This is a genomic window from Paenibacillus marchantiophytorum (assembly GCF_014640555.1).
GTDB lineage: Bacteria > Bacillota > Bacilli > Paenibacillales > NBRC-103111 > Paenibacillus_E > Paenibacillus_E marchantiophytorum.
Genome location: NZ_BMHE01000015.1, coordinates 58270 through 85093, shown reverse-complemented (window position 1 = coordinate 85093; position 26824 = coordinate 58270). Strand labels below are relative to the sequence as shown.

Here is a 26824-nt window from a genome sequence, read left to right as displayed (position 1 = left end):
TATATCAAAATGTAAAGAGTGGGTTTCCCCACTCTTTAATCACAAGATGATATCCTCATTATTGCCAATAAAAATTATACCATAACCATTCTTTGCATTACAATAGCAAACTTGTTAATCATTTTCACTTGACAGCCTGAGCTGAACTCTCGAAAACGGGCTAAAAAAACAGTCAATTAAAATAATGAAAGTTGGTTAGACTCCGGCAATCCACGGAAACAGCCCATCGAAGCAAGCATCTCAATGACTGTTTTGGAAGCCTTGGAACGATTCTGGAAATCTTCGATAGAAAGGAAGTCTCCCTGATCTTTGGCTGCCGCGATATTCTTCGCCGCATTCTCCCCAATTCCGGAGATCGCCGCGAATGGCGGAATGAGCGAAGTGCCGTCGATAATAAACTTCGTCGCGTGCGAGCGGTAGATATCAATGGGTTTGAAGCTGAAACCGCGCGAAGTCATCTCCAAGGACATCTCCAGAATGGACACCATCGCCTTCTCTTTCGGCAGCGCTTGGAAGCCCTTTTCTTCAATTTCAATCAGCTTTTTGAGAATAGCATCATAACCTTGACATAATATTTCAAGATCAAAGTCGGCTGCACGAACACTAAAATAGGTCGCATAGTAGGCAATCGGGTGATAGACTTTGAAATAAGCGGTACGAACAGCAGAGATGACATAGGCCGCAGCATGCGCTTTTGGAAACATGTACTCAATCCGCTCACAGGATTCAATATACCAAGCCGGTACATTACAGCGCTTCATCTCATCTTTCCACTCATCTGTCAAACCTTTCCCTTTACGGACACTCTCTGTAATTTTGAAAGCTAGACCTGCATCCATGCCTGCCTTGTAAATCAAGAAGAGCATGATATCATCCCGACAACCGATAACGGTCTTAATGTTGCAGATCCCTTTCTTAATCAGTTCCTGAGCATTCCCTAACCAAACACCTGTTCCATGCGACAGTCCAGAAATCTGCAGTAAGTCAGCGAAAGAGCTGGGCTGTGTTTCTTGAAGCATTTGTCGAACAAATTTGGTTCCCATCTCCGGAACGCCATACGTCGCGACCGGTGAACGAATTTGATCCGGTCTGACGCCGATAGCTTCCGTTGAATTAAAGATACTCATGGCCTTGGCATCATTCATTGGAATCGTCGTTGGATCAATCTCTGTGAGATCTTGCAGCATCCGCATCATCGTCGGATCGTCGTGTCCAAGAATATCAAGCTTGAGCAAGTTAGCATCAAAAGCATGGTAGTCAAAGTGAGTTGTCATCCACTCGGAATTCTTATCGTCAGCTGGGAATTGTACAGGAGTGATATCATCGACTTCCATATAATCCGGCACAACAACGATTCCGCCGGGATGCTGCCCTGTGCTTCGCTTTACGCCCGTACAACCGGATGCTAAACGGTTAATCTCGGCACCTCGCCATTTGGCGCCTTGTTCTTCTTCATATTTCTTAACAAAACCGAAGGCTGTTTTTTCAGCGACCGTACCTATCGTTCCCGCACGGAAAACACTTTTCTCGCCGAACAGCTCTTTGGTATAGTTATGCGCAACCGGTTGATATTCCCCGGAGAAGTTCAAATCGATATCGGGAACTTTATCCCCTTTAAAACCAAGGAACGTTTCGAAAGGAATATCATGCCCATCCCCTTTGAGCGGTCCTCCGCAATTCGGGCAGATTTTATTCGGGAGATCGAATCCACTCGGAACACTGCCATCCAGGAACCATTCACTATGCCGGCAAGCTGCACAAAGGTAATGAGGAGGCAGAGGATTAACCTCAGAAATCCCCAGCATCATGGCAACAACAGAGGAGCCTACAGACCCCCGTGACCCTACGAGATAGCCATCTTCATTAGACTTTTTGACGAGACGTTCTGAGATTAAGTAGTTGGCAGAGAACCCGAACTTAATAATCGGCACCAGTTCTTTCTCCAAACGAGCGACAATAACTTCCGGCAATTCATCTCCGTACATGTTCTTAGCGGTCGTATAGCAGGTTTCTCGAATTTCTTCGTCTGCTCCTTCAATAATCGGGGTAAACAATTTATCCGGGAAAAGGTCAATCATTTCAAAGCGATCGGCCAAATCATTAGTGCTGCGAATGACGACCTCCATCGCTTTCTCTTCGCCCAGAAATTTAAATTCTTCCAACATCTCTTTGGTGGTCCGGAAATGCGCATCCGGCTTCTTCATCGCTTTGAGCGGGCTGAAACCTGTAATCCCTTGAATCGTAATGTCTCGGCATACTTTCTCGCGAGGATTCATGTAATGAACATTGCCAGTAGCAATGACTGGTTTGCCTGTTTTATAACCGATTTCGCACACTCGGCGTACCGCGTCTTCTAACGCCTCTACACTGCCGACAAGCCCTTTTTCAACCAGATGCATGTTGTAGCTAACAGGTTGAATCTCGAGAATATCATAAAATTCTGCAACTTGTTCGGCTTCCTCCATCGATTTATTGAGTACGGCTTCAAAAAATTCGCCTTTTTCGCAACCCGATGTAATCAGGAGGCCTTCTCGGTGCTCAACCAATATACTCTTAGGGATGGTTGCGGCACGCTGCAAGTATTTCGTATGTGATAATGAAATAAGTCTGAATAAGTTCTTCTTGCCAATCGCATTAAGTGCATAAATACAACAATGGAACGGTCGTTGATTCGACAAATCTTTACCGACGTAATCGTTCAATTTCGCGAGACTCGTAATTTGTCGATCATTCGCCTCGTTAATTAAATGATACATAACATAACCTAGGGCAATGGAATCGTCGATCGCTCGGTGATGGTTATCCAAGCCCACTTTAAATTTATCGGATAAGGTGTTCAACCGATGATTTTTCATAGAAGGAAAGAGAAATCTCGCAAGTTCAAGCGTATCCAGCACCGTGTTGGTTACTTCAGGCAAGTTCATCCGTTTCAGATTCGTTTGGAGGAATCCCATATCAAATCTCGCGTTGTGGGCGACCAATACAGAATCGCCTATGAACTCCACGAATTTGGGCAGTTCATCCTCAATGTCTGGCGCATCAACCACCATATCATCGGTAATATTCGTTAGTTGCTGGATATTATAGGGTATCTTCTCATGCGGATTGATGAATGTTGCAAAACGATCGATTTCTTTGCCATCCTGCATTTTCACGCCGGCCAGCTCAATAATCCGATTGTTCGTTACCGATAGACCCGTTGTCTCGACGTCAAATACCACATAAGTCGCTTGTTTGAGATCCAAATCACGACTGTTCATGACAATGGGCACCGAATCATTAACAACGTTCGCTTCTAAACCAAATATCACTTTGATGCCATGTTTCTTGGCCGCTTTGCCTGCATCGGGGTAACATTGAATGTTGGCGTGATCCGTAATGGCAATCGCTTTATGTCCCCATTTCGCTGCCATTTTCACATATTGATCTACGGGGGTTAGCGCATCCATCGTGCTCATATTCGTATGTAGGTGAAATTCAACGCGCTTTTCTGCCGCATCATCCATACGATCTCTAGGAGGCATGACTTCGGTCAAATCATTAGGGATCATAACCAATTCCGGAATTTGCATGAATCGATCATATTCCACCTTGCCTCGGGCACGAATCCATGTCCCATTGGCAAGCAAACTAAGAATTTTCACATCATCCTTGGTCTTCGCAAATACTTTCATAGCCAAAGAATCCGAAAAATCCGTCAAGTTAAACGTGAACAAGGTATTACCATTTCTCAATTCCTTGACATCTAAACCAAATACCGTTCCTTGTACTGTAATTTTCTTCTCTTCTTCTTGAATGTTTTTGAGCGGTACAGGAACTTCTTTAATTTCGTAGCCCATAACGAGCTTGAGATCATCCGGCAAGGAAGATTCTTCTTCCTCCATATCGATCGACATCATGATTTCTTGCGTGAATGTCTTCTCGCCTTGTTCTCGCTGCTTGGCAAATTTCTCGTACTCGGCTTCGATTTCGGTTGAATCACTAATGGCGTACTTGATCGTTAGCTCGGTTTGAAAAAAGTTTTGAAAAAAATTGCGGATAAACATATCCATATTTTTCTTCTTAGCGAGTTCAAGCCCTATTTGATCGAGCATGATAAGGGTTAATGAATGACCTTGAACATCCACTTTGGCCTTCGTCATCCAACCATTAATCGAAGCAACCTCACGCTGCAGCCACTCCAGGAATAAACTCCAATATTCATCTACCAAAACTGCCGGTTCCACTTGCTCGTATTTCCAAATGAAACGAATCTTCGCTATTTGCGCAAACTTTTCTTGAATCATTTTACAAAATGAGCGATAAACGTTCAGAGGCACCAAGTCATTTTTCACCAAATAAAAAGTCCAGTCCCGATTCTTGCGACTGATTTCCACTTGATCAATATAGCCTTCCGCAAAAAATGATCGCACAACATCGGCTGGAATCTCGGCTTGCTGCATCAAAAGCTCAAAGCGATTCCGTTTATCAGCCAAATTACTCATGAACAGCCTCCCCATAAAAATACGAAGGGCAATGGAATTGTTGCCTCCATTTGCCCTTAGGATTGTAATTAATAGCTTCGGCCAAATACGACCGTATGTTTAGCAGCTTCGCCGCAAACCAGACACGTTGATTTCGTTTCTGAAGGTGTGAAAGGGATATTACGGCTTGTTGCACCCGTTTCTTGCTTGACATGCTCTTCACATGCTGTTGAACCACACCAACCTGCTAAGGCAAACCCGCGTTTCGTTTCTAGGAAGCTCTTGAACTCCTCGATCGAATCGACAGCAATATAATGCTCATCGCGGAACTGCTTGGCTTTATCATACATCTGCTGATGAATCTCAGCAAGTAAATTTTGCACCTCTTGCACGAAGTCAGCTTGCTGTACCGTTTTCTTCTCGCCGCTAACGCGGGATACAAGCACAACTTGACCATTTTCCATATCACGAGGTCCTAATTCAACCCGAATCGGTACGCCGCGCATTTCATATTCATTGAATTTCCATCCCGGACTTTGGTCAGCACGATCATCTACTTTGACACGAACGCCGGCTTTCTTCAGTTCAGCGAACAGCTCATCCACGCGGCCGATGACTTGCTCTCTCGTTTTGGGAGGCCCGATCGGAATCATAATGACTTGGGTAGGGGCTACTTTAGGAGGCAGTACCAAACCACGATCATCACCATGAACCATAATCAGCGCACCAATCAAACGAGTGCTCACACCCCATGAAGTTGTATGTGCAAACTGGTGCTGATTCTCACGATCCAAAAATTTAATATCAAAAGCAACAGCAAAATTCGTTCCAAGGTAATGGGAAGTTCCGGCTTGTACCGCTTTGCCGTCTTTCATCATCGCTTCGATGGAGAATGTATCTATAGCACCAGCAAATTTCTCGGAAGGCGTTTTTTGCCCAACGATAACAGGTATCGCTAAGAAATCTTCCGCGAACTGACGGTAAACTTCAAGCATCTGCATCGTTTCCCGGCGCGCATCCTGCTCATCTTCATGTGCGGTATGGCCTTCTTGCCACAAGAATTCTGTTGTGCGCAGGAACGGCAATGTACGCTTCTCCCAACGAACGACATTCGCCCATTGGTTGATCAAAAGAGGCAGATCACGGTAGGAGTTGATCCACTCCGAATACATATGGCCAATCATTGTTTCCGAGGTCGGACGAATTGCCAAACGTTCTTCCAGTTTCTCGCCACCTGCTTCTGTCACCCAAGGAAGTTCAGGATTAAAACCTTCGACGTGCTCTTTTTCCTTTTGGAAAAAGCTCTCTGGAATGAATAGTGGGAAGTACGCATTGCGATGCCCGGTTTCTTTAAATTTGCTGTCCAGCTCGCGTTGGATGTTTTCCCAAATTTCATAACCATCCGGTTTAAATACGATACAGCCCCGTACAGGAGAATAACTCATTAAATCAGCTTTCTTAATTACATCTATATACCAACGGGAGAAATCTTCTCCTTGTGGTGTAATCTCTTTTACAAACTGCTTATCGTTTGACATAAACCCTCCCAGATCATTAGAACTAGCCTTTAATCAAGCGCAAAATATCATTATACGTTACAGCCACCATCAGCAGCATAAGCAGTGCAAACCCAACAAAGTGAACCATGCTTTCCCGATTCGGATCAAGTGGCTTGCCGCGCAGTGCTTCCAATCCCATAAATAGAAGTCGACTTCCATCCAAGGCTGGAATCGGCAGAAGGTTAAATATCCCTAGGTATAAGCTCAAAGTAGCTGTCCAAGAGAGGAAAACCGCTATTCCCATTTGAGCAAATTGGGCAGATACTTGAGCGGTTCTTACAGGACCGCCTAAATCATCGAGTTTAAATTGAAGCGTGACGAGCTTTTGCAGCCCTGTTACGATTCCGATTGTCGTACCAACGACCTGATCGTAAGTGCCTGTTAAGACTTCACTGAAGCTTGCGCTCCTGCGATCACCAGAAATGACAACACCTAACTTACCGGAACCTGCATCCATCTCAGGCGTAACTTGAACCGTTAATGGGTTGCCTGCACGATCGATGACCCAAGTCATCGGCTTCCCCGCTGATGCTTGAATCGATGTTACCAGCTTCTCGCGATCCGTACCAATCGGTTGATTATCAATGGAGATGATGACATCACCTTTGTGCAAACCGGCTTTTTCTCCAGCTTTACCCGCAAGCACGGAATCCAGTTTTACATTCGTAAACACACCAGATATCACAACCACGATAAAAAACAAAACGATCGCCAAAATAAAGTTCATAACGGGTCCCATTACGATCGCCAAAGCTCTTTGCCCCACTGTTTTGGAGCCGAACTGCCTGTCGTATGGGGCAATTTGGGTTTCTGTTCCCTTCGTGACCATCATGGCTTGCGGATCCATCGGATAAGTGACTTTCTCTCCATCCACATCCAGCGAGACTTGAAGCGCCCTCTCCAGATCAATCTGTTCCACCACACCAATAATAACATTGGAACGACGGTCCAGTTGGTCCAGATACAGAGACGTCACTTGATTTTGTTTGTTTAATTTAATCGCAACCGTTTGCCCAGGATTTACCTGAACAATTTCCGGATCTTCACCCGCCATCCGCACAAATCCGCCAATTGGCAGAATACGCAGCGTATAGCGTGTTTCCCCTTTTTTATATGAGAAAATCTTGGGCCCAAAACCAATGGCAAATTCTCTAACTAAGATCCCTGCACGTTTGGCAAAGTAAAAATGACCCCATTCATGAATCGTTACCAGAACGAAAAACAACAAAATAACCTTCAATCCCACTTCTATGGTTGACAAGTCGTAATTCCTCCTTCAAGTTTTCTCCAGAAAACTATCCTATGTATGGAAAACCATATCGTTTTCGTTGGAAACCTGCCTTTTAAGCATCCATTCGTCGACAGCATGTTCTTAGATTACCATTATTGAACCGCTGAATACAAGCTATGCCCGTTTAGCACAGTATACGAATAAGAAGATTGAATTAGACTTTACTCCCTAAAGCATGCTAGCCGCTGATTAAAAAAAGAGCCGAGCCAAACGCTCTGACTGTAGCTCCCTTGCTCATCTTAGAATTGGACATTTGTCGCGAAGGCTCTCGCCCACAAATCCTGCTCATGAATAACTTCAAGAGGTGGATTTGAAATCGACTCATGCTTTAATAAAACAGATTCAATAATATGTTCAATTTGCAAGAAAGCAATTTCACCTTTGAGAAAACGTGCAACTGCAACTTCATTCGCTGCATTATAGACTGTCGGTGTTGTTCCACCCTGAATACCGCTCTCGAAAGCCATCTTGAGACATGGAAAACGATTGAAATCCATTTCACGAAAATGTAACTTGCCGATTGCCGCTAAATCCAATCGCTTAGTCGGTGTTGGATAACGATCAGGATACGTTAACGCATATTGAATCGGCACCCGCATATCCGGATTGCCTAGTTGCGCAATGACACTATTGTCTTCGAATTCAACGTAGGAATGAATGACGCTCTCTGGGTGAATGAGTACATCGATTTGATCATAGCGAAGATTGAACAACCAATGGGCCTCGATGACTTCAAGTCCTTTGTTCACCATAGTCGCAGAATCAATCGTAATCTTGGCGCCCATGGACCAATTGGGATGCTGCAAAGCTTGCTCAACTGTTACTCCCTCTAATTCAGCTCGCGAGCGATCACGAAATGAACCTCCAGAAGCTGTCAGTGTAATCTTGGCAATTTGTGAACGATTCTCACCATTCAAACATTGAAATATGGCGGAATGCTCACTATCGATAGGGAGCAAGCTAACACCTTTCCTGCGAGCAGCATCCGTCACAATGTGCCCAGCGCTCACCAGTGTCTCTTTGTTAGCTAAACCAATATGCTTGCCTGCCTCGATGGCAGCCATCGTGGGCTTCAAACCCTGACTCCCTACCATGGCTGTCACAACAAGATCTGCCTCGCTTGAAGCAGCAACTTCCATTAAACCTTCTTCTCCGTATAAAACCTTGGTCGTGGATGTTATTTGCTTCGAAACTTCATCCGCCAATTCTTTGGTTGCCACGGAAACGATCTTAGGCTGAAAAGCTTTAATCTGTTCGATTAATAATTGACTGTTATATCCGCCTGCTAGGGCTTCCACTTGAAATTTCTCTGGCGCGTGTGCAACAATGTCCAGCGTTTGAGTCCCAATGGACCCCGTTGATCCCAAAATGGCAATCCGTTTCATCAATTTCCACCTCGTAGCTGACAATTAGTGAGGAATCATTCCAAGCAAATGAATAAATGGGAATACGATTAACCAGCTATCCATTCGATCGAGTACACCACCATGACCGGGGAGTAATGTTCCTGTATCTTTAATACCTTTCACTCGCTTATAGGCAGATTGAATCAAATCGCCGACTTGTCCCACAACAGCAATGACTAGCCCAAGAAACAGAGCTCGTCCATAGCCGAGTAAATCTGGCGCGTACCAAGCAAATACCAGGGCGATAATCATCGAGATCACAACCCCGCCGACTGCCCCTTCAACTGATTTTTTCGGACTAATTTGTGGCCAAAGGAGATTTTTCCCAAGCTTAGAGCCTACAAAATAAGCGCCTGAATCCGATGCCCAGATACAAACAAAGACAAGGATCGTCCAAAACAAGCCATGTTCAGCAAGCCGTGAAGAAATCATATAATAAAAGCCAAAACCAATATAGACAACACCAAGCAACATAACCGAAACCTGATCAATCGTAATTTTGTTTTTGGTCGCTACCGTTATGAAAAGCAGTAAAAACATGAGAAGCCATATAACGGCAGTCGAAGTGAGAGGTATTGAGATACCCACCCAATCCCAGGGAATCGTTATGTATAAGAGTGCAATTAGTCCCACTGCGCTTGTTAATTTAAATTTAGAATAGCCATTCATTTGCAAGTACTCGCGATATCCCAAAATGGATACCAATACGATTAAACCTGCATACCAATAACCACCCAAAACTAATAGAGTGATAAATAAGAAGCCAGCGATGACTCCTGTGACAATTCTCTGCTTCAAGTTGAATCCCCCTAGATGAACAACTTTCAATCGTTAAGCCAGGTTACGCTTCCCTACTAACGTAGAAAGAGAGGAGCTGTAGACTAAACGCCCCCATATCTTCTTCCGCGGCGCTGGTATTCCGCAATGGCTTGTAAGAATAACGATTCCGTGAATTCCGGCCAGTAAGCCTCCGTAAACCAAAGCTCCGAGTAGGCTATCTGCCAAAGTAAAAAATTACTGAGTCTCAATTCACCGCTAGTGCGAATTAATAAATCCGGATCTGGCAAATCGGAAGTAAGCATATAGGAAGAAAACCGGTTCTCATCCAATTCCTCAACTTGTAATTTACCGCTATGAACATCACGAATCATTTCTTGAACACCAGCAATCATTTCTTTACGCCCGCCATAATTCAAGGCAAAATTCAATATGAGTCCTGTGTTATCCTTTGTCCGTTCGATTGCACCTTCAATCGCTTTCAGCGTGTATTCAGGCAAACCTTCGCGCCATCCTGTCATTCGAATGCGGACATTATTTTCGATCAACTCTTCAATTTCCAAAGGGAAAAACTCTTGAGGAAGCTTCATTAAGAAATCCACTTCTTCCTTAGGCCTCTTCCAATTTTCGGTCGAAAAAGCATACATCGTCAACACTTTGACACCAATTTGATTTGCAGCCATCGTAATTTTCTTCACATTTTTCATACCTGAATGGTGACCAGCTACGCGAGGCAACCCTCTTTGTTTGGCCCACCTTCCGTTGCCATCCATAATAATAGCGACATGTGCAGGTACTTTGTCTAATTCGATGTCTTGTAATTCGGCCTTAACTGGTTTACTTCTTCCTAACCATTCCTTAACTAGCTTGAACACCACTGTTGTTCCTCCCAACTAGGGAAAGATGAAAAACCCCCAGCGAATACCCGGGGGCATATCTATCTTATACTTCCATGATTTCTTTTTCTTTAGCAGCCAAAACTTTCTCAACTTCAGCCACGAATTTATCCGTAAATTTCTGGATATCTTCTTGATGTTTGCGGGACTCATCTTCAGAAATCCCAGCTTTTTCAAGTTTCTTAATTTCATCGTTCGCATCGCGGCGAATGTTACGAATAGCAATCTTCGCTTCTTCGCCGAACTTCTTCGTCATTTTCACGAGATCAGCACGACGCTCTTCCGTTAAAGCCGGAATGACAATACGAATAATCGTCCCGTCATTGGACGGAGTTAATCCTATATCAGACTTCATGATTGCTTTTTCAATCGATGACATTGAACTTTTGTCCCATGGTTGAATGAGTAAAGTACGTGAATCCGGTGTAGTCAAATTAGCAAGTTGATTAACAGGTGTCATTGCACCATAATATTCAACTTGAATACGATCTAATAAAGATGGGGTCGCACGACCAGCACGAAGCGAAGTCAAGTCTCTTTTCAAAGAACCAATCGCTTTGTCCATTCGATCTTCCGCATTTTGTTTCACTGCTTGTGGCATGGTTAGACACTCCCTTTAACTGTAGTCCCAATTTTCTCGCCAAGGACCACTCGTTTGATATTCCCTTTTTCTGTAATGTTGAACACCACTAACGGGATGTTGTTATCCATACAAAGGGAAGATGCGGTGGAGTCCATGACACCAAGATTATTACTGATGACTTCCATATAGGTTAACGTCTCGTACTTCTTAGCTGTTGGATCTTTGAAAGGATCAGCGGAATAGACGCCATCCACTTTGTTTTTGGCCATGAGAATAACTTCCGCTTCAATTTCAGCGGCTCTCAAAGCTGCTGTCGTATCCGTTGAGAAGTAAGGATTACCAGTTCCTGCGGCGAAGATAACAACTCGACCTTTCTCAAGGTGACGCATTGCTCTTCTCCGAATGTACGGTTCTGCAACCTGTTGCATGGTTATCGAGGACTGCACGCGTGTAGGGACTTCAATATTCTCCAAAGCGTCCTGCAGCGCCAATGAGTTCATCACCGTTGCCAACATGCCCATGTAATCAGCAGTAGCTCGGTCCATCCCCTTCTCGCTTCCGGCTATCCCACGCCAGATGTTACCGCCACCTACGACGATAGCTACTTCTACATTCAATTCCACAACATCTTTGACCTGTTGGGCAATGGACGTAATGACTTCCGAATCAATGCCGTAGCCCTGCTGACCAGCCAAAGCTTCGCCGCTTAATTTTAGCACTACTCTTTTGTAAAAAGGTTGACCCAACTTGTTTACCCCCGTTTCATTGCATGAACCAACATCTCTTATTGGCTAAAAAAGAAGGAACACCGAGTGTTCCAACTTTTTTGAAAGCTATTATAGGTTAACTTGGGACATAACTTCTTCCGCAAAGTTCTCTTGTTTTTTCTCTAGACCTTCACCAAGACCGAAACGTACGAAACGACGAATGGAGATATTCTCACCGATAGCTGCGATTTTCTCATTCAACAATTGGTCGATCGTTTTGTCTGGATCTTTAACGAATTGTTGTTCCATCAAACAGAACTCTTCGTAGTATTTGCCGATACGGCCTTCAACCATTTTGTCAATGATTTTCTCAGGCTTGCCTTCATTTAAAGCTTGGTTGCGAAGAATTTCTTTTTCTTTTTCCAAAGCTTCTGTTGGTACTTCTTCACGTCGTACATAAGTTGGGTTCGCTGCTGCGATGTGCATCGCGATGTCTTTACAGAACGTTCTGAATTGATCTGTTTTACCAACAAAGTCAGTTTCACAGTTGATCTCAACAAGAACGCCTACTTTACCGCCAGCGTGGATGTAAGACTCTACTGCTCCTTCTGTAGCGATACGTCCAGCTTTGTTAGCTGCCGCGGAAAGACCTTTTTCACGAAGCAATTCGCCGGCTTTCGTGATATCACCGTTTGCTTCTTCAAGGGCTTTCTTGCAATCCAACATACCTGCGCCTGTTTTTTCACGTAATTCTTTCACTTGTGCTGCTGTAACTGCCATTGAAAGAAACCTCCCGTTGTTTGTTAGTATAATATGTAACATACCATGAATTCTTCTTTAAAAAAAGGGTGGTGACAGGCTGTTACACCTTCCAACCACCCTTTTCACGTGCCTATAGATTAAGCTGTTGTTTGTTCGCCTTGGTGTGCTTCGATAACTGCGTCAGCAATTTTCGCTGTCAACAATTTAACCGCACGAATCGCATCATCGTTACCTGGGATCACGTAGTCGATTTCGTCCGGATCACAGTTTGTATCAACGATACCAACGATTGGGATACCCAATTTGCGAGCTTCTGCAACAGCAATACGCTCTTTACGTGGATCGATAATGAAAAGTGCACTAGGCAGACCCTTCATGTTCTTGATACCGCCTAAGAATTTCTCAAGACGATCTCTTTCTTTGCGAAGGATGATAACTTCTTTCTTAGGAAGAACTTGGAAAGTACCGTCCTCTTCCCATCTTTCAAGAGTTTTCAAACGGTCGATACGTTTTTGAATTGTTTGGAAGTTAGTTAATGTACCACCCAACCAACGTTGGTTGATGAAGTACATGCCACAACGTTCTGCTTCTTCAGCAACGGAATCTTGTGCTTGTTTCTTAGTTCCAACGAAAAGGATTGTACCATTATCTTCCGAAACGGATTTAACAAAGTTGTAAGCTTCTTCAACTTTTTTAACCGTTTTTTGTAGATCGATAATGTAAATACCGTTTCTTTCTGTAAAGATGTACTTGTCCATTTTCGGATTCCAACGACGTGTTTGGTGACCGAAATGTACGCCAGCTTCTAAAAGCTGTTTCATGGAGATAACTGCCATCCCCAATCCCTCCTCTAAAATGGTTTATTTGGTATCCGCCGCCTATCGCATCTTTGCATAAAACTTACCAAAGTAAGCACCATTATGCAAATTGACGGGCGTGAGTTTTTAACACCGAGAATAAATATACCACAACTCAAATCCCTATGCAACCTTTTGTCGACAGCGTTTTTGGATACTGTAAATAAAGAGTCTCAGGGACTAAACGAACAAAAAAGACCTCCATAAGAAAGATCCATTTGTAAGTTAAACTATTGAGCTGCAAGTAAATTCGCAACGATTTTCTGCACGTCCAAAACACCTTCAAAGGAATGAAAACCTACTTGAATCTTCGTGTTTCCGCCTTGCTTCTCAAGCTCCGTCGTGAAGGCTTTACGATCCGCAATAATGCCCGATTTCATTAACAAATCAGCAACTGCGGTAGCATCGAGATTAGGTTGTACATATAGAATTATTTTCTGGCTTCCTTCAGGTGACGTAGCTTTAGGTTGATCCTTGGGTTTAGCCGCGGCTAACTTATCGCTTTCTTCTTTCACCTTCGTCTGTACAAGGGTATCCAGCTCGGCTTGGGTATATACTTTTATGTTTTTATCAAACACTTGATAATATTTCGCGGATTCATCCTTTAACTTCTGCGGATCCAACTCGTCCAAAGCCAAGTTTGTCTGACCAGGCGCGCTCGTTCGAACGGACATCATTTGCAAAAGCAAGGCACCCATAATAATCCCAATCCCGATACCTAACATCATCGAACGATTTTTAAGCACGAGTCATCTCCTCCTGTCTCGAAAGCTGCAGGATTAGACTGACTTCGCCTTTATTCATCCCTAATTTCTTAGCGATGGCTTCAACACCTTTTCCTTGATCGTGCAAAGCAAACAACTCTGCATATCTGCTCTTCATACTTAATCCCGAGTATACAGGTTCTTCTACGACAAGTTCTTCATGATGCGCATCTGCACCTGATGGTAGCATAGGAGCTGATGGTGTGGGAATAGACACGACAGTCATGTCAGAGATCGGAAGTTGATCTGGAACTGCAGTCATTCCAGTTGCAGATTGATTCACATGAACTTTCGTCAATTCCTGGGAGAGCTCATATTTTTGCTTCTCAAGCGATTCTAGTCGGCCTGCAAGCTTTGCTAATTCGACTTCATAGTCTTGTTTCGTTTTGGAGAAGAGATTGAGCAGGGACTGATTTTGCTCATCCATTTCAGCCGCAAAGTGCTCGATCGTTTCCTCAATTTCTTGCACTACGCTTGTCTTGGTTGACAAGGCAGCCTGATCTTTGGGTAGGAACCGTGCGTAAACAATAAGGACAAAGCCCAGAAGAACGACATACATCCACGGCTGCATAGCCATTGGGTTCACCTTTTTCTATATGTAAGATAGCTGGTTACAGAGATAAATCAATATGATGCCCTTTATATGGGTGTTCTGGCTCGTGAGGTGCAGCTGACGATTTCCCATCTGCTTTCCTCTTCCCCTTTGACTTCCCTTTAGAAGTTTGTTGATTCTGTCCGGACTGATCTTTGATATCTGCCCTTGCGCTTTCTTCCAGCTTACTGCTGCGATGACGATCTCTCTCAGTATTCTGAAGCGATTGATTCTCTAGAATGGTTTCATCCTGACGTGGTTTTTGCATGAGTTGATTCTGGCGTATACCCGCCTCATCATTTTTGTGAACGGCCAGTTGTAAATCAATGGCTTTAAAACTCATTGTCTAGCCACCCCTTCACTCACACATAGGCACTCATTGTAATATCACCTTCACTTAGACGGAACGTCATCCGATTCGTTGGATCCTTGATGAATTTCGTATAGCGCCCTATTACGATTTTCGTTCCGCCATATACGGTAGACAGAACCTCCACTTTCGCTTTCTCTGAGTCTTCCAAAGACTTCTCAATTTCAAAAATCCGATCTTTAACCGCATTTTGTTCTTCGATTGCCTGTTTTTTCGTGTGATTCAGTTTGATGCGCATGGCCACTTTATCAGGTGTAAGCTGACCTGCAGCAGCTAATGAATCTAGTAAAGTAAGCGCTTTATCCGTCTTATCCATATTTTCCATATACACTCTAAGTTGATTGCGTAAAGTAATCATTTCATTGCGAAGCTCGGGCAATACACCAACTTCGACGACCGTTGCGGTTGACATCGTATTCCCGATGGTTCTGGCCGTTACACGTTCACCAGCCTGAATCGTACCTCCAACAATAAGTCCCTTGGAACCACTGCAAACAACAGCTTTTCCAGCTCTGATCGTAGAATGCATGATACTCTGGCTAACTAGCAACTCACCGGCAACTTCTATAGTAGCATCTTGAATGAAAGAACTTTTGACATTCTTACCAGCTTTAATATGTGCTTTATTTTGTCCAACAATCCCAGCGTTAATCTCAACAGAACCTTCTGCTTCTAGTTCAGCTGCTTCGACGCCGCCAGTAACGCGAATGTCGCCTGCTGCGCGAATTTTGAAGCCAGGAAGCACATTGCCGCGAATAACAACCGTACCGATGAAATCGATATTACCTATATTGTAGTCCACATCTCCATTTACTTCATACACAGGGAACACATTAATTTTATCCCGATCTGTACGTACAACCATGCCGTCAATGGCCGAATACAGTGCTCTTTGTTCGGCATCAGCAATCACATTCTTGCCCAATTTAAAGCGAGCTTCTTTACCTGCTTTGGCGAACTGCGTCTCTCCTGTAACAGCTCTCCCAGGCGTGCCCTCTGTCGCTAATGAACGCTGGCCGATCAGTTGGCCTTTCCGCACATTGTGAAGGGTGACAACTTCTTTATAATTCACCCTGCCGTCATCCAGCTCGAGTGGTTTTTTTTCATCTTCATCAAAAACAAAAATATATTTAATAGAGCCATTCTGTCCATCTACAGGCTTAGTACCTGTCGCAATTACAACTTTCTGATGATAAAACGACTTGGGATCCGCAGCAATTTGAGCAAGTAAAGGTATATTTAATCCATGCACAATATGATTTTTTTGAATAAGGTCTTCCAATTCACCTATCGTAACTTTGAAATCAGCTTCTGCGTTTGTGATCAACAAGCTTGCAGACAATTTGTTGTCCGAAACAGAAATATTAATATAGTAATCTAAAGGCATGTTCCTCTCAAGCATGGAATACCACCTTTCACGATCGAATTTAAGTTATGAATCCTGAAATAATTGATTCTTGAATCTTCCAAGTACACCTTTTAAACGAAGAATCGCCTTGGAATGCAGCTGTGAAATGCGTGAAGGCGACAAGCACATAACTTCCGCAATTTCACTCAATGAAAGCTCTTCGAAATAAAATAAAGAAACGACGGTTCTTTCTTTCTCCGTTAAACGCTCAATCGCTTTGGCCAAAGAATCTTTCAAATAAAACTCATTCACCTGAAACTCAGGGTTCTTAGCCTTCTCATCCACGAGCAAGGATAACCTGGTTTCAGAGTCTTCCTCACGAATCGGATCATCGATCGAACATACGGTAGTAATGGAAATATCTTGCAGCATCTGTTGAAAATCGGTTTCTGACACTTGCAAATAAGCACTTATCTCCGCATCAGTAACTGAGCGAAGATACTGCTGTTCCAGCTTCTGATAAGCATCTTCAACCTTTTTGGCCTTCTCGCGTACAGAGCGGGGTACCCAATCACCTTGTCTCAATCCATCAATGATTGACCCTCTTATTCTCCAAGAAGCATACGTTTCGAATTGCAACCCACGTGCATAATCGAATTTCTCCACGGCATCTATAAGCCCCATGACACCAAAACTGGATAAATCCTCTTTGGAAACACTCTTCGGAAGTCCAATAGCAAGTCGGCTGGAAACGTAGTCGACTAAAGGCAAGTAACTCTCAATAAGGGATTGTTTCGCAGGCACCCAGCCTTCTTCCTTCCACTGTTTCCATAACTCAATATTCGCTAGTTGTGATTGCTTTTGTTCAATCATGATTTATGTTTCACCATCCTTAATCTTCAGACATTCGCCTTAAGGCACCCGCCAGTTGTTCAGGGTCCAAATTATTCTTGGTGACTAGCTTAGGTGGATTGAGTGGTGAAAATTGCATATCCGCAGAAGATAAAGAGTTGTTATCACTCAGGTTAGCTTTCATCAATTCACGGGTTTCTTCATCCAAATCAGGCGTTGTCATATCGAGTGATTGACCAACTCCCGAATCCTCTACTGGATTACCTGGGAAGGTTCCATTTGCTTGCTCTGCTCCGATCATGACACCTAACACCCATCTGAAGCCAAATGTCAGAACATATAAGATAAGAAAGCTATACAAACTCTTGAGACAAGTGGAAAGAAATAAATTATTCCCAATCGATAAGGCAAATGTAAATACTCCCGCTATGGCTGCTACAATAACATTGATTCGCATGGTTCCAATCATTAAATTTCCTTCACTCCTAATTGGACACTTCGAATGACCAGTATGCCTGTCTCACTATTAAATTCAATGGTACGGCCGTAGTTGGCACCTGTATCCTCAGCGCGAATTGGAATTCGATATTTAATCAACATTTCTTTACAAGATTCTACATTTCTAGGCCCAATTCTCATCGTATCATTGTTTCCCGCAAAAGCAAACATCTGTGCACCGCCAGCGAGCTTGGCTTCTAACCTGCTCACAGCTGCGCCAAGCAATTCCATTCTTGAGATTAACTCAGGAATAGCTGTATCCGCGTATTTAGCAATGTTCAGCGATCCCTCACGTGCAATCTCTGATGAAGGCAGCATAACATGTGCCATACCGGCCACTTTAACGCGGCTATCATACAAAGTGACACCTACACACGAACCCAGCCCTGTTGTCTTTAGCACACCTATTTGGTGAGCTACATTCAGGTCAGCCATTCCTACTTTAATCAAATTGTCTTGGATCATGAAGACTCTACTCCCAATGCGGAAAATATTTTGCCAAACGATTCCGGATCAGGAATTAGGAAGAAATGTCCTTGTACTTCATTATCCCCTTCCAAAAATTTGGTATCAATGAGAAGGGCTTGATCTCCCATTTGACCAAACTGCAATAAGCCATAACTCAAGATAGCTCCTGCCATATCAATCGCTAACGCCGGAACGGTAGGTTGCATGTTTAAATTCGTGAAATCTGCAAGTGAGGATAAATAGGACCCCGCTAGAATATTGCCTATTTCATTCAGCGCCGACAATTCAAGTTCGGAATATTCTTCTTGATCCTGTATGTTCATCCCAATCAGATCTCTTAACATATTTTTGGCAGCATCTAAATTGAGAATAAAAAACATATTACCAGGAGCATCGCCATCCACTCGCAAGAAAATAGCTAGAACTACAGTCTCAGCTCCACCGACACTTTCGCAAATTTCTTCAAAAGGCAGCATGCGTACTTTGGGAACAAGCATATCAATTGGCTTATCTAATAAAGTAGATAGGGCGGTCGCTGCATGACCCGCACCTATGTTCCCTACTTCTTTCAAAACATCCATCTGGAAATCTGCTAACTGACTAAACACATCCACAACTTAATCCTCTACTCTTTCCAACTGTTGGAGTTCGTTGCGGTCCAATACCTGCTCCAAGTTGAGCAAAACTAATAATCTTTGTTCTCCGACACGAGCAATGCCATCTAGATACTTGGCTTTAATCCCGCCAACAATTTCTGGAGGATTATCAATATTATCTGTATCCAAATCAATAACGTCATTGGCAGAATCAACAATCAAACCAACTTCGAAATCTCCTGCAGAGACAATGATAATGCGAGTAGCATCCGTAGTCGGCAGTTCATCAAGTCCAAAGCGGGAACGAAGATCAATAATCGGAATCACGACACCACGAAGATTAATGACACCCTTGATAAATTCCGGTGCTTTCGGTACACGGGTCATCGGCTGCATTCTTTCAATTGTTCTGACTTTCTCAACTTCCACACCATATTCTTCAGTTCCAAGTGCAAAGACGATAACCTTTTTTTCTTCTCCCATTGTGAACGCCTCCTTAGATTTAAGTAATTATTTAATCAATGCATTAGGGTCGATAATCAAAGCTACTTGTCCATCCCCAAGAATCGTTGCGCCTGAAATAGCAAACAATCCAGATAAGTATTTGCCCAATGTTTTGAGGACAATTTCTTGCTGGCCAATAAATTCATCCACCATTAAAGCAACTTGCTTGTCCCCTTTGCGAACAACGACAATTTCGGTTTCATCTTCCAAATCCTCATTGAAATCTGGAACACTGAACAACGTACTGAGTGACACCAACGGGATAACCGAATTGCGGTAATCCACCATTTTGTTGCCATGGATGTTGCGAATTTGTTTCTTTTGAATAGCAGATGTTTCAACGATGGAAGACAATGGAATAGCGTATTTCTCGCTGCCAAGACGAACAAGCATCGCTGAGATGATCGACAAAGTCAATGGAAGTTGCACGGAAAATTTACTGCCCAAACCTGGTCTGGAATCAACTTGCACGTGTCCGCCTAGCATTTGGATCTTGGTCTTAACGACATCTAGACCAACACCACGGCCTGAAATGTCAGAAATTTTCTCAGCTGTACTGAAGCCGGAGGCGAATAACAAATTATAGACTTCGATATCAGACAATTTCGCAGCTTGTTCAGCCGTTACGAGACCATTCTTCAGTGCGGTTTTCAACACTTTATCGCGATAAATGCCTTTGCCGTCTTCTTCGATTTCAATAAAGACATGATTACCGCTGTGAAATGCGCGAAGCTGAATGGTACCCTGCTCACTCTTGCCTGCTGCAAGTCTGTCACTAATAGATTCAATCCCATGATCCACCGCGTTGCGAAGCAAATGAACAAGCGGATCACCAATTTCATCAATAACGGTACGATCTAATTCCGTTTCAGCGCCCGTAATCACAAGATCTACTTTCTTATCCAATGATTTAGCTAAATCTCTGATCATACGAGGAAATCTATTGAAAACAGAATCTACAGGCACCATGCGGAGCTTCAAGACGATATTCTGCAAATCACTGCTGACTCTGGACATATGTTCGACGGTTTCAGTCAAATCATTCCGCTTAACTTCCGTAGCGAGTTGTTCCAGTCGCACGCGATCAATCAACAATTCACTAAATAAATTCATAAGTGCATCTAGTCGTTCAATATCTACACGGATCGTCCGACTCGCTACGGGAGCTCCGCCAGCAGCCGGTTTAGCAACAACAGCCGCTGCTTCTACTTTTGGTGCTGCTTCAATCGTTGGAGTCTGCACAGGCACAACAGCTGCAGCCACTGCAGCGGCAATTTCTTGTCTTGCTGCCTCAACTTCAATTCGCGGACGAGAAAGCTCAGCCAAGGATTCTGTATCGACCGTAATGATAATTGCAGATTGAATCTCTGAAACATTCAAAATTTCTTTTTCTAGCGTTCCTTGATCCACTTTCGAAATAAAGTATAAGGAGAAGGAGCGATCGAATTTCTCTTGTTCAATTTCTTGAACAGAAGGCGTCGCTTTCACGATCTCTCCCATTCTTTCTAAAGCATCAAAGACCATATAAGCACGAGCCGCTTTGAGAACGCAGTTCTCGTTCACTGTCACTTCGACATAAAAAACTAGGAAACCTGAATCAATGGACTGTTGCAAAATGGAAAATTGGAACTCGTCAACTTCAATCCCTTTTGTTGCCTCTTTCACGGCAGTAACAGCTGCCGGGACTGCCGCAGTCTTGTATTCACCCGTAACAATAGAGCGAAGTGAAACAACAATCGGGGATACATCTGCTTTACCAGTACCGCCTTGAATAATGTCTTCCACCATGGATTCCAAAGAATCCAAACTTTTGAAAATACAATCAAAAATGAAAGGGTTCATTTCAATTTTACTGTTGCGCACTAGATCTAAGACGTTTTCCATCTCATGTGTAAGGGCCGCGATGTCTTCGAAGCCCATCGTTGCGGACATGCCTTTCAGCGTGTGAGCAGAGCGGAAAATATTATGTACAATACTAATATCCTGAGGGTTGCTTTCTAAACTTAGTAAGTTCTCATTCAAGGATTGCAAATGCTCTTTCGATTCATCGATAAACATGGATAAATATTGACTAAGTTCCAAAACCACACACCTCCAATAGAATCATTATTCAATTTGCTTGCTAACGTTCAACTAATTAAGTACGCATTGAGCTAGTCTAACGGCAATATCTTGCTGTGGCAGCACGTGCATCGCAGCTTGCATCTCTACAGCAGCCCGAGGCATGCCGTATACGACGCATGTTTCTTCAGACTCAGCAATGGTTGTCGCTACACCGGATTGCTTCAGTGACAGCATCCCTTTGGCGCCATCGCTTCCCATCCCTGTCATCAGTACGATGTGCCGTTTCAACTCACTCATACCAAGCAAGGACTCAAACATGACATCCACCGAGGGGCGGTGGCCAGAACGAGGATCTTCTTTGGTTAATCGGATTTTGTACGTTTTGTTCGAATCTTTATATGCGATCATATGCCAACCGCCAGGAGCCACGTAAGCTGTTGCGGTTTGGAGAACATCCCCCTCCGCTGCCTCGACAACTTTAATTTGCGAAATGTCATTCAAACGTTGTGCTAATGACTTCGTAAAGTTAGGCGGCATATGTTGAACAATAAGAATCGGAGCTGGAAAACCAGCAGGGATATTCGAGATTACTTGATGTAAAGCTCTAGGACCTCCTGTTGAAGTACCTATCGCAACAAGATGATTGAAGTGCGTCGAACCCTCAGCCGCTCCCGCTTTCACATCAGGAGGTTTCATAGCGGATGCTTTGCTTCTCTCAAATACCGATGGAGTTGGTGATGTATTCAAACGAGAAGACAATGGTTTCTGCTGAACAGGCTGAAAGCTTCTCATTTTGGTTCTTACTGCCATATGTAGTTTTTCATGAAGTAGCTGTTTTACTTTGTATAAGTCAAGGGAAATCGAGCCAGAAGGCTTTCGAATAAAGTCGACAGCTCCCCATTCTAGCGCTTTAATCGTTTCAGATGCCCCTTCTTCGGTTAAAGAACTTAACATGATAATCGGTGTAGGCTGTTCAGCCATAATCCGTTGAAGAGCATCCAGCCCGTTCATGACGGGCATTTCGATATCCATCGTTACGGCATCAGGACGAAGAAGTTTAACTTGTTCGATAGCTTCTTGACCATTTTTAGCGGTACCAATGATTTGATATTGGGGATTTTCAGAAATCAGATCGCTAATAATTTTTCGCATAAAGACAGAGTCGTCTACGACTAGAATGTTATAAGGTGCCATGCTGTTCCCCTCCCTTTATGTGCTTATTCGACATGATTTGCGAAAATCCTATTTCAAAAGTTTCATCATTTTATTTAAAAATCCTTTTACGCCTGTAGATGGCGTATCAATGACTCGATAACCTTTGATATAATTTTCGGTTAATGTGTTTAAGCTTCTTGATGCTGCTGAATGTGGGAAAGCGACTGTAAACGGTATTTGCTTTTTTACTGCTTTTGAAACTGTTGCATCATCGTCTACAAAACCAAGTGTCGGAATATGAATATCTAGAAATTGCTTAGCAACCAGTGAGATTTTGTCCGCTGTTTGCTTTCCTTCTTTCGAATCTGTAACGCGGTTAATGACTAATTTAAATGAGACGTTATGTCCCATGGAATTCACCATTTTAATTATTGCATAAGCGTCAGTGATGGATGTTGGTTCTGGTGTTGTGACTACAAACGTTTCTTCAGCGGCTAGAATAAATTTGAGTGTTTCTTTGGATAATCCAGCGCCGGTATCAAAAATGATAAAATCTACGTATCCATTGAGCTGCATGACTTGTTCTGCAAAGTAATCTAATTCTTCCTCTGTTAAGCGGAGCAAATCGTTGAATCCCGAACCGCCTGCAATAAAATCTAAATTGTTATAGCCTTTTTGGATGATTTCCCATATTGTTTTTTCTTTCTTCAAAAGATGATACAAATTGTATTTAGAGGACACACCCATAAGCACGTCAATATTGGCGAGCCCGATATCAGCATCAAAAACAAGCACCTTATAACCTTGGGACTGAAGCGTCAATGCAAAGTTCAGCGTGAAATTAGACTTCCCAACGCCGCCCTTTCCGCTAGTCACGGTAATAATCCTGGTTGCCCTTGTGCCTTTATCATTCTGAATCTGTACCAGGTTCCGCAACGCTTCTGCTTGATCCTTCATGCTTTAGGCTCCTCCAATAACAAATCAATGATTTGCCACTCATTCATCTCCGTAATATCATCAGGGACATTTTGTCCATTCGCAACATAGGAGATTTGAAGAGTAAATTCATGAACAATATTCACAATTGCCCCGTAAGAATCCGTTTCGTCCATTTTCGTAAAGATTACTTTGTCCAATTTAAACTTATTGAAATTGTTGGTAATAGCTCTCATATCGCGATATTTGGTTGTTAAACTCAAGACGAGAATCGTTTCACTATTCCCCTGCGTCTTGAGAAGTGAGTTCAGTTCAGAAACATACATTTCATTCCTAAAATTCCGACCGGCCGTATCCATGAAAATAATATCGCAATCCGCTAGATTATGAAAAGCTTTCGATAAATCTTGCGGAGAGAAGACTACTTCCAACGGCACATTCAAAATAGTAGCGTACGTTTTCAACTGCTCAATTGCTGCAATACGATACGTATCCGAAGTGATGAATCCAACTTTTCGTTGATACTTCAGGACTTGTTCAGCAGCTAACTTGGCTATCGTCGTTGTTTTGCCAACCCCGGTTGGCCCTACGAAATGAACAACGCGAGTATTCGGTGAAATTTGTTTGCTTTTATCTGACTGAAAAACTTGACCAAGTTTGGACTTAATGATTTGTTTGGCGGATTCTTCCGTCACGGGTTCATCGGCCAATTCGAAATCAGCTAAGGTCTCGTCAATAATTTGGCGAACAAGTAAAGCATCTACTTCTTGATCGTAAAGTCGTTGTTCAATTTGTTGCAATGGTTCCGGAAGATTGGAAACGTCTGCCGCTTTCGTCAGCTTGTGCATCATTTCCTTCATTTGCTTGAGTTCCTCAAGCAAGTGCTCATCCTTAGCATTAGGCCTGTTAGGTGCATTCACAGAAACGGGTGAGTACGATTGCTGCGCAGCATAGAGCGGAGCTGCAGGCGCTTCGTGAGCTGTTTTGACAGCTACGGGTTCTCTGGCTGGGCTCACGGGAGCGAAAACATCAGGAACATCAGGAAAATCCGACATATGTGTTTGCTGCTTAACAGCTTGAAGATTGTTTGCCGGTGCCTGCACCCGCGGCTGCTGCATGTGAGGTGCTGCTGCACGCTGTTGGTTAGCCGCATTGGCAGCAGCGTTCGAAGCATCGATTGCTGCAATAACTTCAATCTTTTTTTTGCCAAATAAACCGAGAAAGCCGCCAGTACGAATTTCTTTGGTATTCAAAATAACAGCATCCTTGCCCAAATCAGTGCGTATTTTCTGCAAAGCATCCGGCATGGAATCGACAACATATCTTTTTACTCTCATAAATTGACTACCCCCATGCTCTGAATTTCAACGCTTGGCTCTAATTCGCTGTAGGACAAGACAGGAATATCTTGCAGAGTTCTTTCTAGTAATTGTCTTAAATACATGCGAATCGTCGGAGAAGTTAGAATAACGGGCTGTTGACCAGATTGAATCAATTTGGAAACCTGTTCGCTTACACGATGATAAATAATTTGTGAGGAAGAAGGATCCAGAGCTAAGTAGCTGCCTTGATCTGACTGTTGAACAGATTCGGCTATTTTCTTTTCGACTGATGGGCCTACCGTAATTACTTTAAGCGAATCGCCCAAAGAGGTGAACTGTTGCGTAATTTGTCTGGACAAGGACTGTCTGACATATTCAGTTAAAATCTCAGGATCTTTGGTGTAAGTTCCATAGTCCGCTAAAGTCTCAAGAATTGTAACCAAATCACGTACCGAAATTTTCTCACGCAATAACTTAGCTAATACCTTTTGCACATCACCAATCGATAAAACGGAAGGTATAAGATCGTCAACAAGTGCTGGGTACGCTTCGCGAACATTGTCGATAAGAGCTTTCGTTTCCTGACGACCCAGAAGTTCATGCGTATGTTTCTTGATGATTTCTGTAAGATGTGTGGCAACGACAGAAGGCGGATCTACTACCGTATAGCCTGATAATTCCGCTCTTTCTTTGGTCACCTCATCAATCCAAATCGCAGGCAAACCGAAAGCAGGTTCAGTTGTTTCAATACCAGAAATCGAATCATCTTCAATACCAGGACTCATCGCTAAGTAGTGATTAAGAAGTAGTTCGCCGCGTGCTACGGTATTGCCTTTAATTTTGATGATATACTCATTAGGTCGTAATTGGATGTTATCACGAATACGAATAACAGGTACGACAACCCCGAGTTCAAGCGCACATTGTCTACGAATCAAGATGATTCGATCCAATAAATCTCCCCCCTGCTGTGTATCCGCCAGAGGTATTAAGCCGTAGCCAAATTCAAATTCAATTGGATCCACTTGAAGCAAAGAAATGACACTTTCTGGACTGCGAACTTCCTCAATTTGCTGCTCTTCAACCATCTGCTCTTCTTTGATCGCTTCCCGTTCCAAATTCTTCTGCATCTTATAAGCGGCATAAACTAGCAACCCTGCAATCGGGAATGTAGTGAACCAATGAATTGGCGTGAATAATCCAAGAACAACTAACGTACCAGCAACAATGTACAAAAGTTTCGGCTGAGCAGTAAGCTGTTTAGTAACATCCTGTCCAAGATTCCCTTCTGAGGAAGCGCGAGTTACGATAATACCAGCAGCAGTAGAAATCAATAACGCAGGAATTTGACTGACGAGACCATCACCAATTGTGAGAATAGAGAAGGTTTCCAGAGCTTTACTGAAAGACATCCCTTTCATCGTCATTCCAATGATGAAACCACCGATTAAATTGATAACAAGGATAATGATACCTGCAATAGCATCCCCTTTAACGAATTTGCTGGCACCATCCATTGCCCCATAGAAATCCGCTTCACTTTCAATTTTCTTTCTTCGTTCACGAGCTTGAACTTCATTAATTAAACCTGCATTTAAATCAGCATCAATACTCATCTGTTTGCCCGGCATCGCATCGAGCGTAAATCTCGCTGCAACCTCGGCAACGCGCTCAGAACCTTTGGTAATTACGATGAACTGTACCAAGACCAGAATGAGAAACACGACGAATCCCACGACGATATTGCCTTGTGCCACGAAAGAACCAAAAGTTCTGACCACGTCGCCTGCTTCTGCATGCGACAAAATGTTCCGGGTCGTTGATACGTTAAGCGCCAACCGGAACAAGGTCGTAATCAAAAGTAAGGAAGGAAAGATGGAGAACTGCAGTGCTTCTTGTGTATTCATTGCTACTAAGATAATCATTAAAGCAACTGATATATTGATAATCAGCAGAAAATCCAGTAAAGGGATTGGTACCGGTACAATCATCATTAAGACAATACAAATAATGCCTACCAGAACCACTAAATCTTTGATTTTCAACAGATTGTA

24 protein-coding genes are annotated in these 26824 nt (G+C 43.3%); all 24 read right to left on the bottom strand.

Annotation, left to right across the window (positions count from 1 at the left end; all coding sequences use genetic code 11):
- Positions 1-176 precede the first annotated feature (176 nt).
- On the bottom strand, positions 177-4484 hold the full coding sequence (locus IEY34_RS16140) for a PolC-type DNA polymerase III (protein WP_189012947.1): 4308 nt from the start codon (positions 4482-4484) through the stop codon (positions 177-179).
- Positions 4485-4552: 68 nt separating this feature from the next.
- Positions 4553-6001 (bottom strand): proline--tRNA ligase, encoded by a 1449-nt coding sequence (proS, locus tag IEY34_RS16135; RefSeq protein WP_189012945.1) that lies wholly within the window; start codon positions 5999-6001, stop codon positions 4553-4555.
- Positions 6002-6023: 22 nt separating this feature from the next.
- Positions 6024-7283: an RIP metalloprotease RseP gene (rseP, locus tag IEY34_RS16130; protein WP_189012944.1), complete on the bottom strand. Its 1260-nt coding sequence runs from the start codon at positions 7281-7283 to the stop codon at positions 6024-6026.
- Positions 7284-7552: 269 nt separating this feature from the next.
- Positions 7553-8698 (bottom strand): 1-deoxy-D-xylulose-5-phosphate reductoisomerase, encoded by a 1146-nt coding sequence (locus tag IEY34_RS16125; protein WP_189012942.1) that lies wholly within the window; start codon positions 8696-8698, stop codon positions 7553-7555.
- A 24-nt stretch (positions 8699-8722) separates the two neighbouring features.
- Positions 8723-9517 (bottom strand): phosphatidate cytidylyltransferase, encoded by a 795-nt coding sequence (locus tag IEY34_RS16120; protein ID WP_189012940.1) that lies wholly within the window; start codon positions 9515-9517, stop codon positions 8723-8725.
- 83 nt (positions 9518-9600) lie between these two features.
- Positions 9601-10371 (bottom strand): undecaprenyl pyrophosphate synthase, encoded by a 771-nt coding sequence (uppS, locus tag IEY34_RS16115; protein WP_189013062.1) that lies wholly within the window; start codon positions 10369-10371, stop codon positions 9601-9603.
- Between the two features lie 67 nt (positions 10372-10438).
- A complete protein-coding gene (frr, locus tag IEY34_RS16110) occupies positions 10439-10993 on the bottom strand; it encodes a ribosome recycling factor (RefSeq protein WP_189012938.1) in 555 nt (184 codons plus the stop codon).
- 2 nt (positions 10994-10995) lie between these two features.
- Entirely contained in the window at positions 10996-11721 is a 726-nt protein-coding gene (gene pyrH, locus IEY34_RS16105) for a UMP kinase (RefSeq protein WP_079408959.1), read from the bottom strand.
- A gap of 90 nt (positions 11722-11811) precedes the next feature.
- Positions 11812-12462 carry a translation elongation factor Ts gene (gene tsf, locus IEY34_RS16100; RefSeq protein WP_079408958.1) on the bottom strand — a complete coding sequence of 217 codons (651 nt, stop codon included), beginning with the start codon at positions 12460-12462 and terminating at the stop codon, positions 11812-11814.
- A gap of 119 nt (positions 12463-12581) precedes the next feature.
- A complete protein-coding gene (gene rpsB / locus IEY34_RS16095; RefSeq protein WP_189012936.1) occupies positions 12582-13280 on the bottom strand; it encodes a 30S ribosomal protein S2 in 699 nt (232 codons plus the stop codon).
- A 251-nt stretch (positions 13281-13531) separates the two neighbouring features.
- The gene (locus IEY34_RS16090) at positions 13532-14047 is read right to left on the bottom strand and encodes a hypothetical protein (RefSeq protein ID WP_189012934.1); all 516 of its coding nucleotides are present in this window, start codon (positions 14045-14047) and stop codon (positions 13532-13534) included.
- Positions 14040-14642, bottom strand: coding sequence for a hypothetical protein (locus IEY34_RS16085; protein ID WP_189012932.1), 603 nt, complete (start codon positions 14640-14642; stop codon positions 14040-14042). The genes IEY34_RS16090 and IEY34_RS16085 overlap by 8 nt, the downstream gene beginning before the upstream one ends.
- Positions 14643-14676: 34 nt before the next feature.
- On the bottom strand, positions 14677-15000 hold the full coding sequence (locus IEY34_RS16080) for a hypothetical protein (protein WP_189012930.1): 324 nt from the start codon (positions 14998-15000) through the stop codon (positions 14677-14679).
- A gap of 19 nt (positions 15001-15019) precedes the next feature.
- On the bottom strand, positions 15020-16429 hold the full coding sequence (locus tag IEY34_RS16075) for a flagellar assembly protein A (protein WP_189012929.1): 1410 nt from the start codon (positions 16427-16429) through the stop codon (positions 15020-15022).
- Positions 16430-16459: 30 nt separating this feature from the next.
- Positions 16460-17248, bottom strand: coding sequence for a FliA/WhiG family RNA polymerase sigma factor (locus IEY34_RS16070; RefSeq protein ID WP_189012928.1), 789 nt, complete (start codon positions 17246-17248; stop codon positions 16460-16462).
- Positions 17249-17267: 19 nt separating this feature from the next.
- Positions 17268-17696: a hypothetical protein gene (locus tag IEY34_RS16065; RefSeq protein ID WP_189012927.1), complete on the bottom strand. Its 429-nt coding sequence runs from the start codon at positions 17694-17696 to the stop codon at positions 17268-17270.
- Entirely contained in the window at positions 17696-18190 is a 495-nt protein-coding gene (locus IEY34_RS16060) for a chemotaxis protein CheD (protein WP_189012926.1), read from the bottom strand. The genes IEY34_RS16065 and IEY34_RS16060 overlap by 1 nt, the downstream gene beginning before the upstream one ends.
- On the bottom strand, positions 18187-18774 hold the full coding sequence (locus IEY34_RS16055) for a chemotaxis protein CheC (protein ID WP_373291261.1): 588 nt from the start codon (positions 18772-18774) through the stop codon (positions 18187-18189). Before IEY34_RS16055 ends, IEY34_RS16060 begins: the two co-directional genes overlap by 4 nt.
- Before the next feature lie 36 nt (positions 18775-18810).
- Positions 18811-19272 (bottom strand): chemotaxis protein CheW, encoded by a 462-nt coding sequence (locus IEY34_RS16050; protein WP_189012924.1) that lies wholly within the window; start codon positions 19270-19272, stop codon positions 18811-18813.
- 27 nt (positions 19273-19299) lie between these two features.
- On the bottom strand, positions 19300-21375 hold the full coding sequence (locus IEY34_RS16045; protein ID WP_189012923.1) for a chemotaxis protein CheA: 2076 nt from the start codon (positions 21373-21375) through the stop codon (positions 19300-19302).
- Positions 21376-21426: 51 nt separating this feature from the next.
- Complete coding sequence (locus tag IEY34_RS16040; RefSeq protein ID WP_189012922.1) at positions 21427-22551, bottom strand: protein-glutamate methylesterase/protein-glutamine glutaminase; 1125 nt, start codon at positions 22549-22551, stop codon at positions 21427-21429.
- A 48-nt stretch (positions 22552-22599) separates the two neighbouring features.
- Positions 22600-23469, bottom strand: coding sequence for a MinD/ParA family protein (locus IEY34_RS16035; RefSeq protein ID WP_189012920.1), 870 nt, complete (start codon positions 23467-23469; stop codon positions 22600-22602).
- Positions 23466-24785, bottom strand: coding sequence for a flagellar biosynthesis GTPase FlhF (gene flhF / locus IEY34_RS16030; RefSeq protein WP_189012918.1), 1320 nt, complete (start codon positions 24783-24785; stop codon positions 23466-23468). The genes IEY34_RS16035 and flhF overlap by 4 nt, the downstream gene beginning before the upstream one ends.
- On the bottom strand, positions 24782-26815 hold the full coding sequence (gene flhA, locus IEY34_RS16025) for a flagellar biosynthesis protein FlhA (RefSeq protein ID WP_189012916.1): 2034 nt from the start codon (positions 26813-26815) through the stop codon (positions 24782-24784). Before flhA ends, flhF begins: the two co-directional genes overlap by 4 nt.
- Positions 26816-26824: the final 9 nt, after the last annotated feature.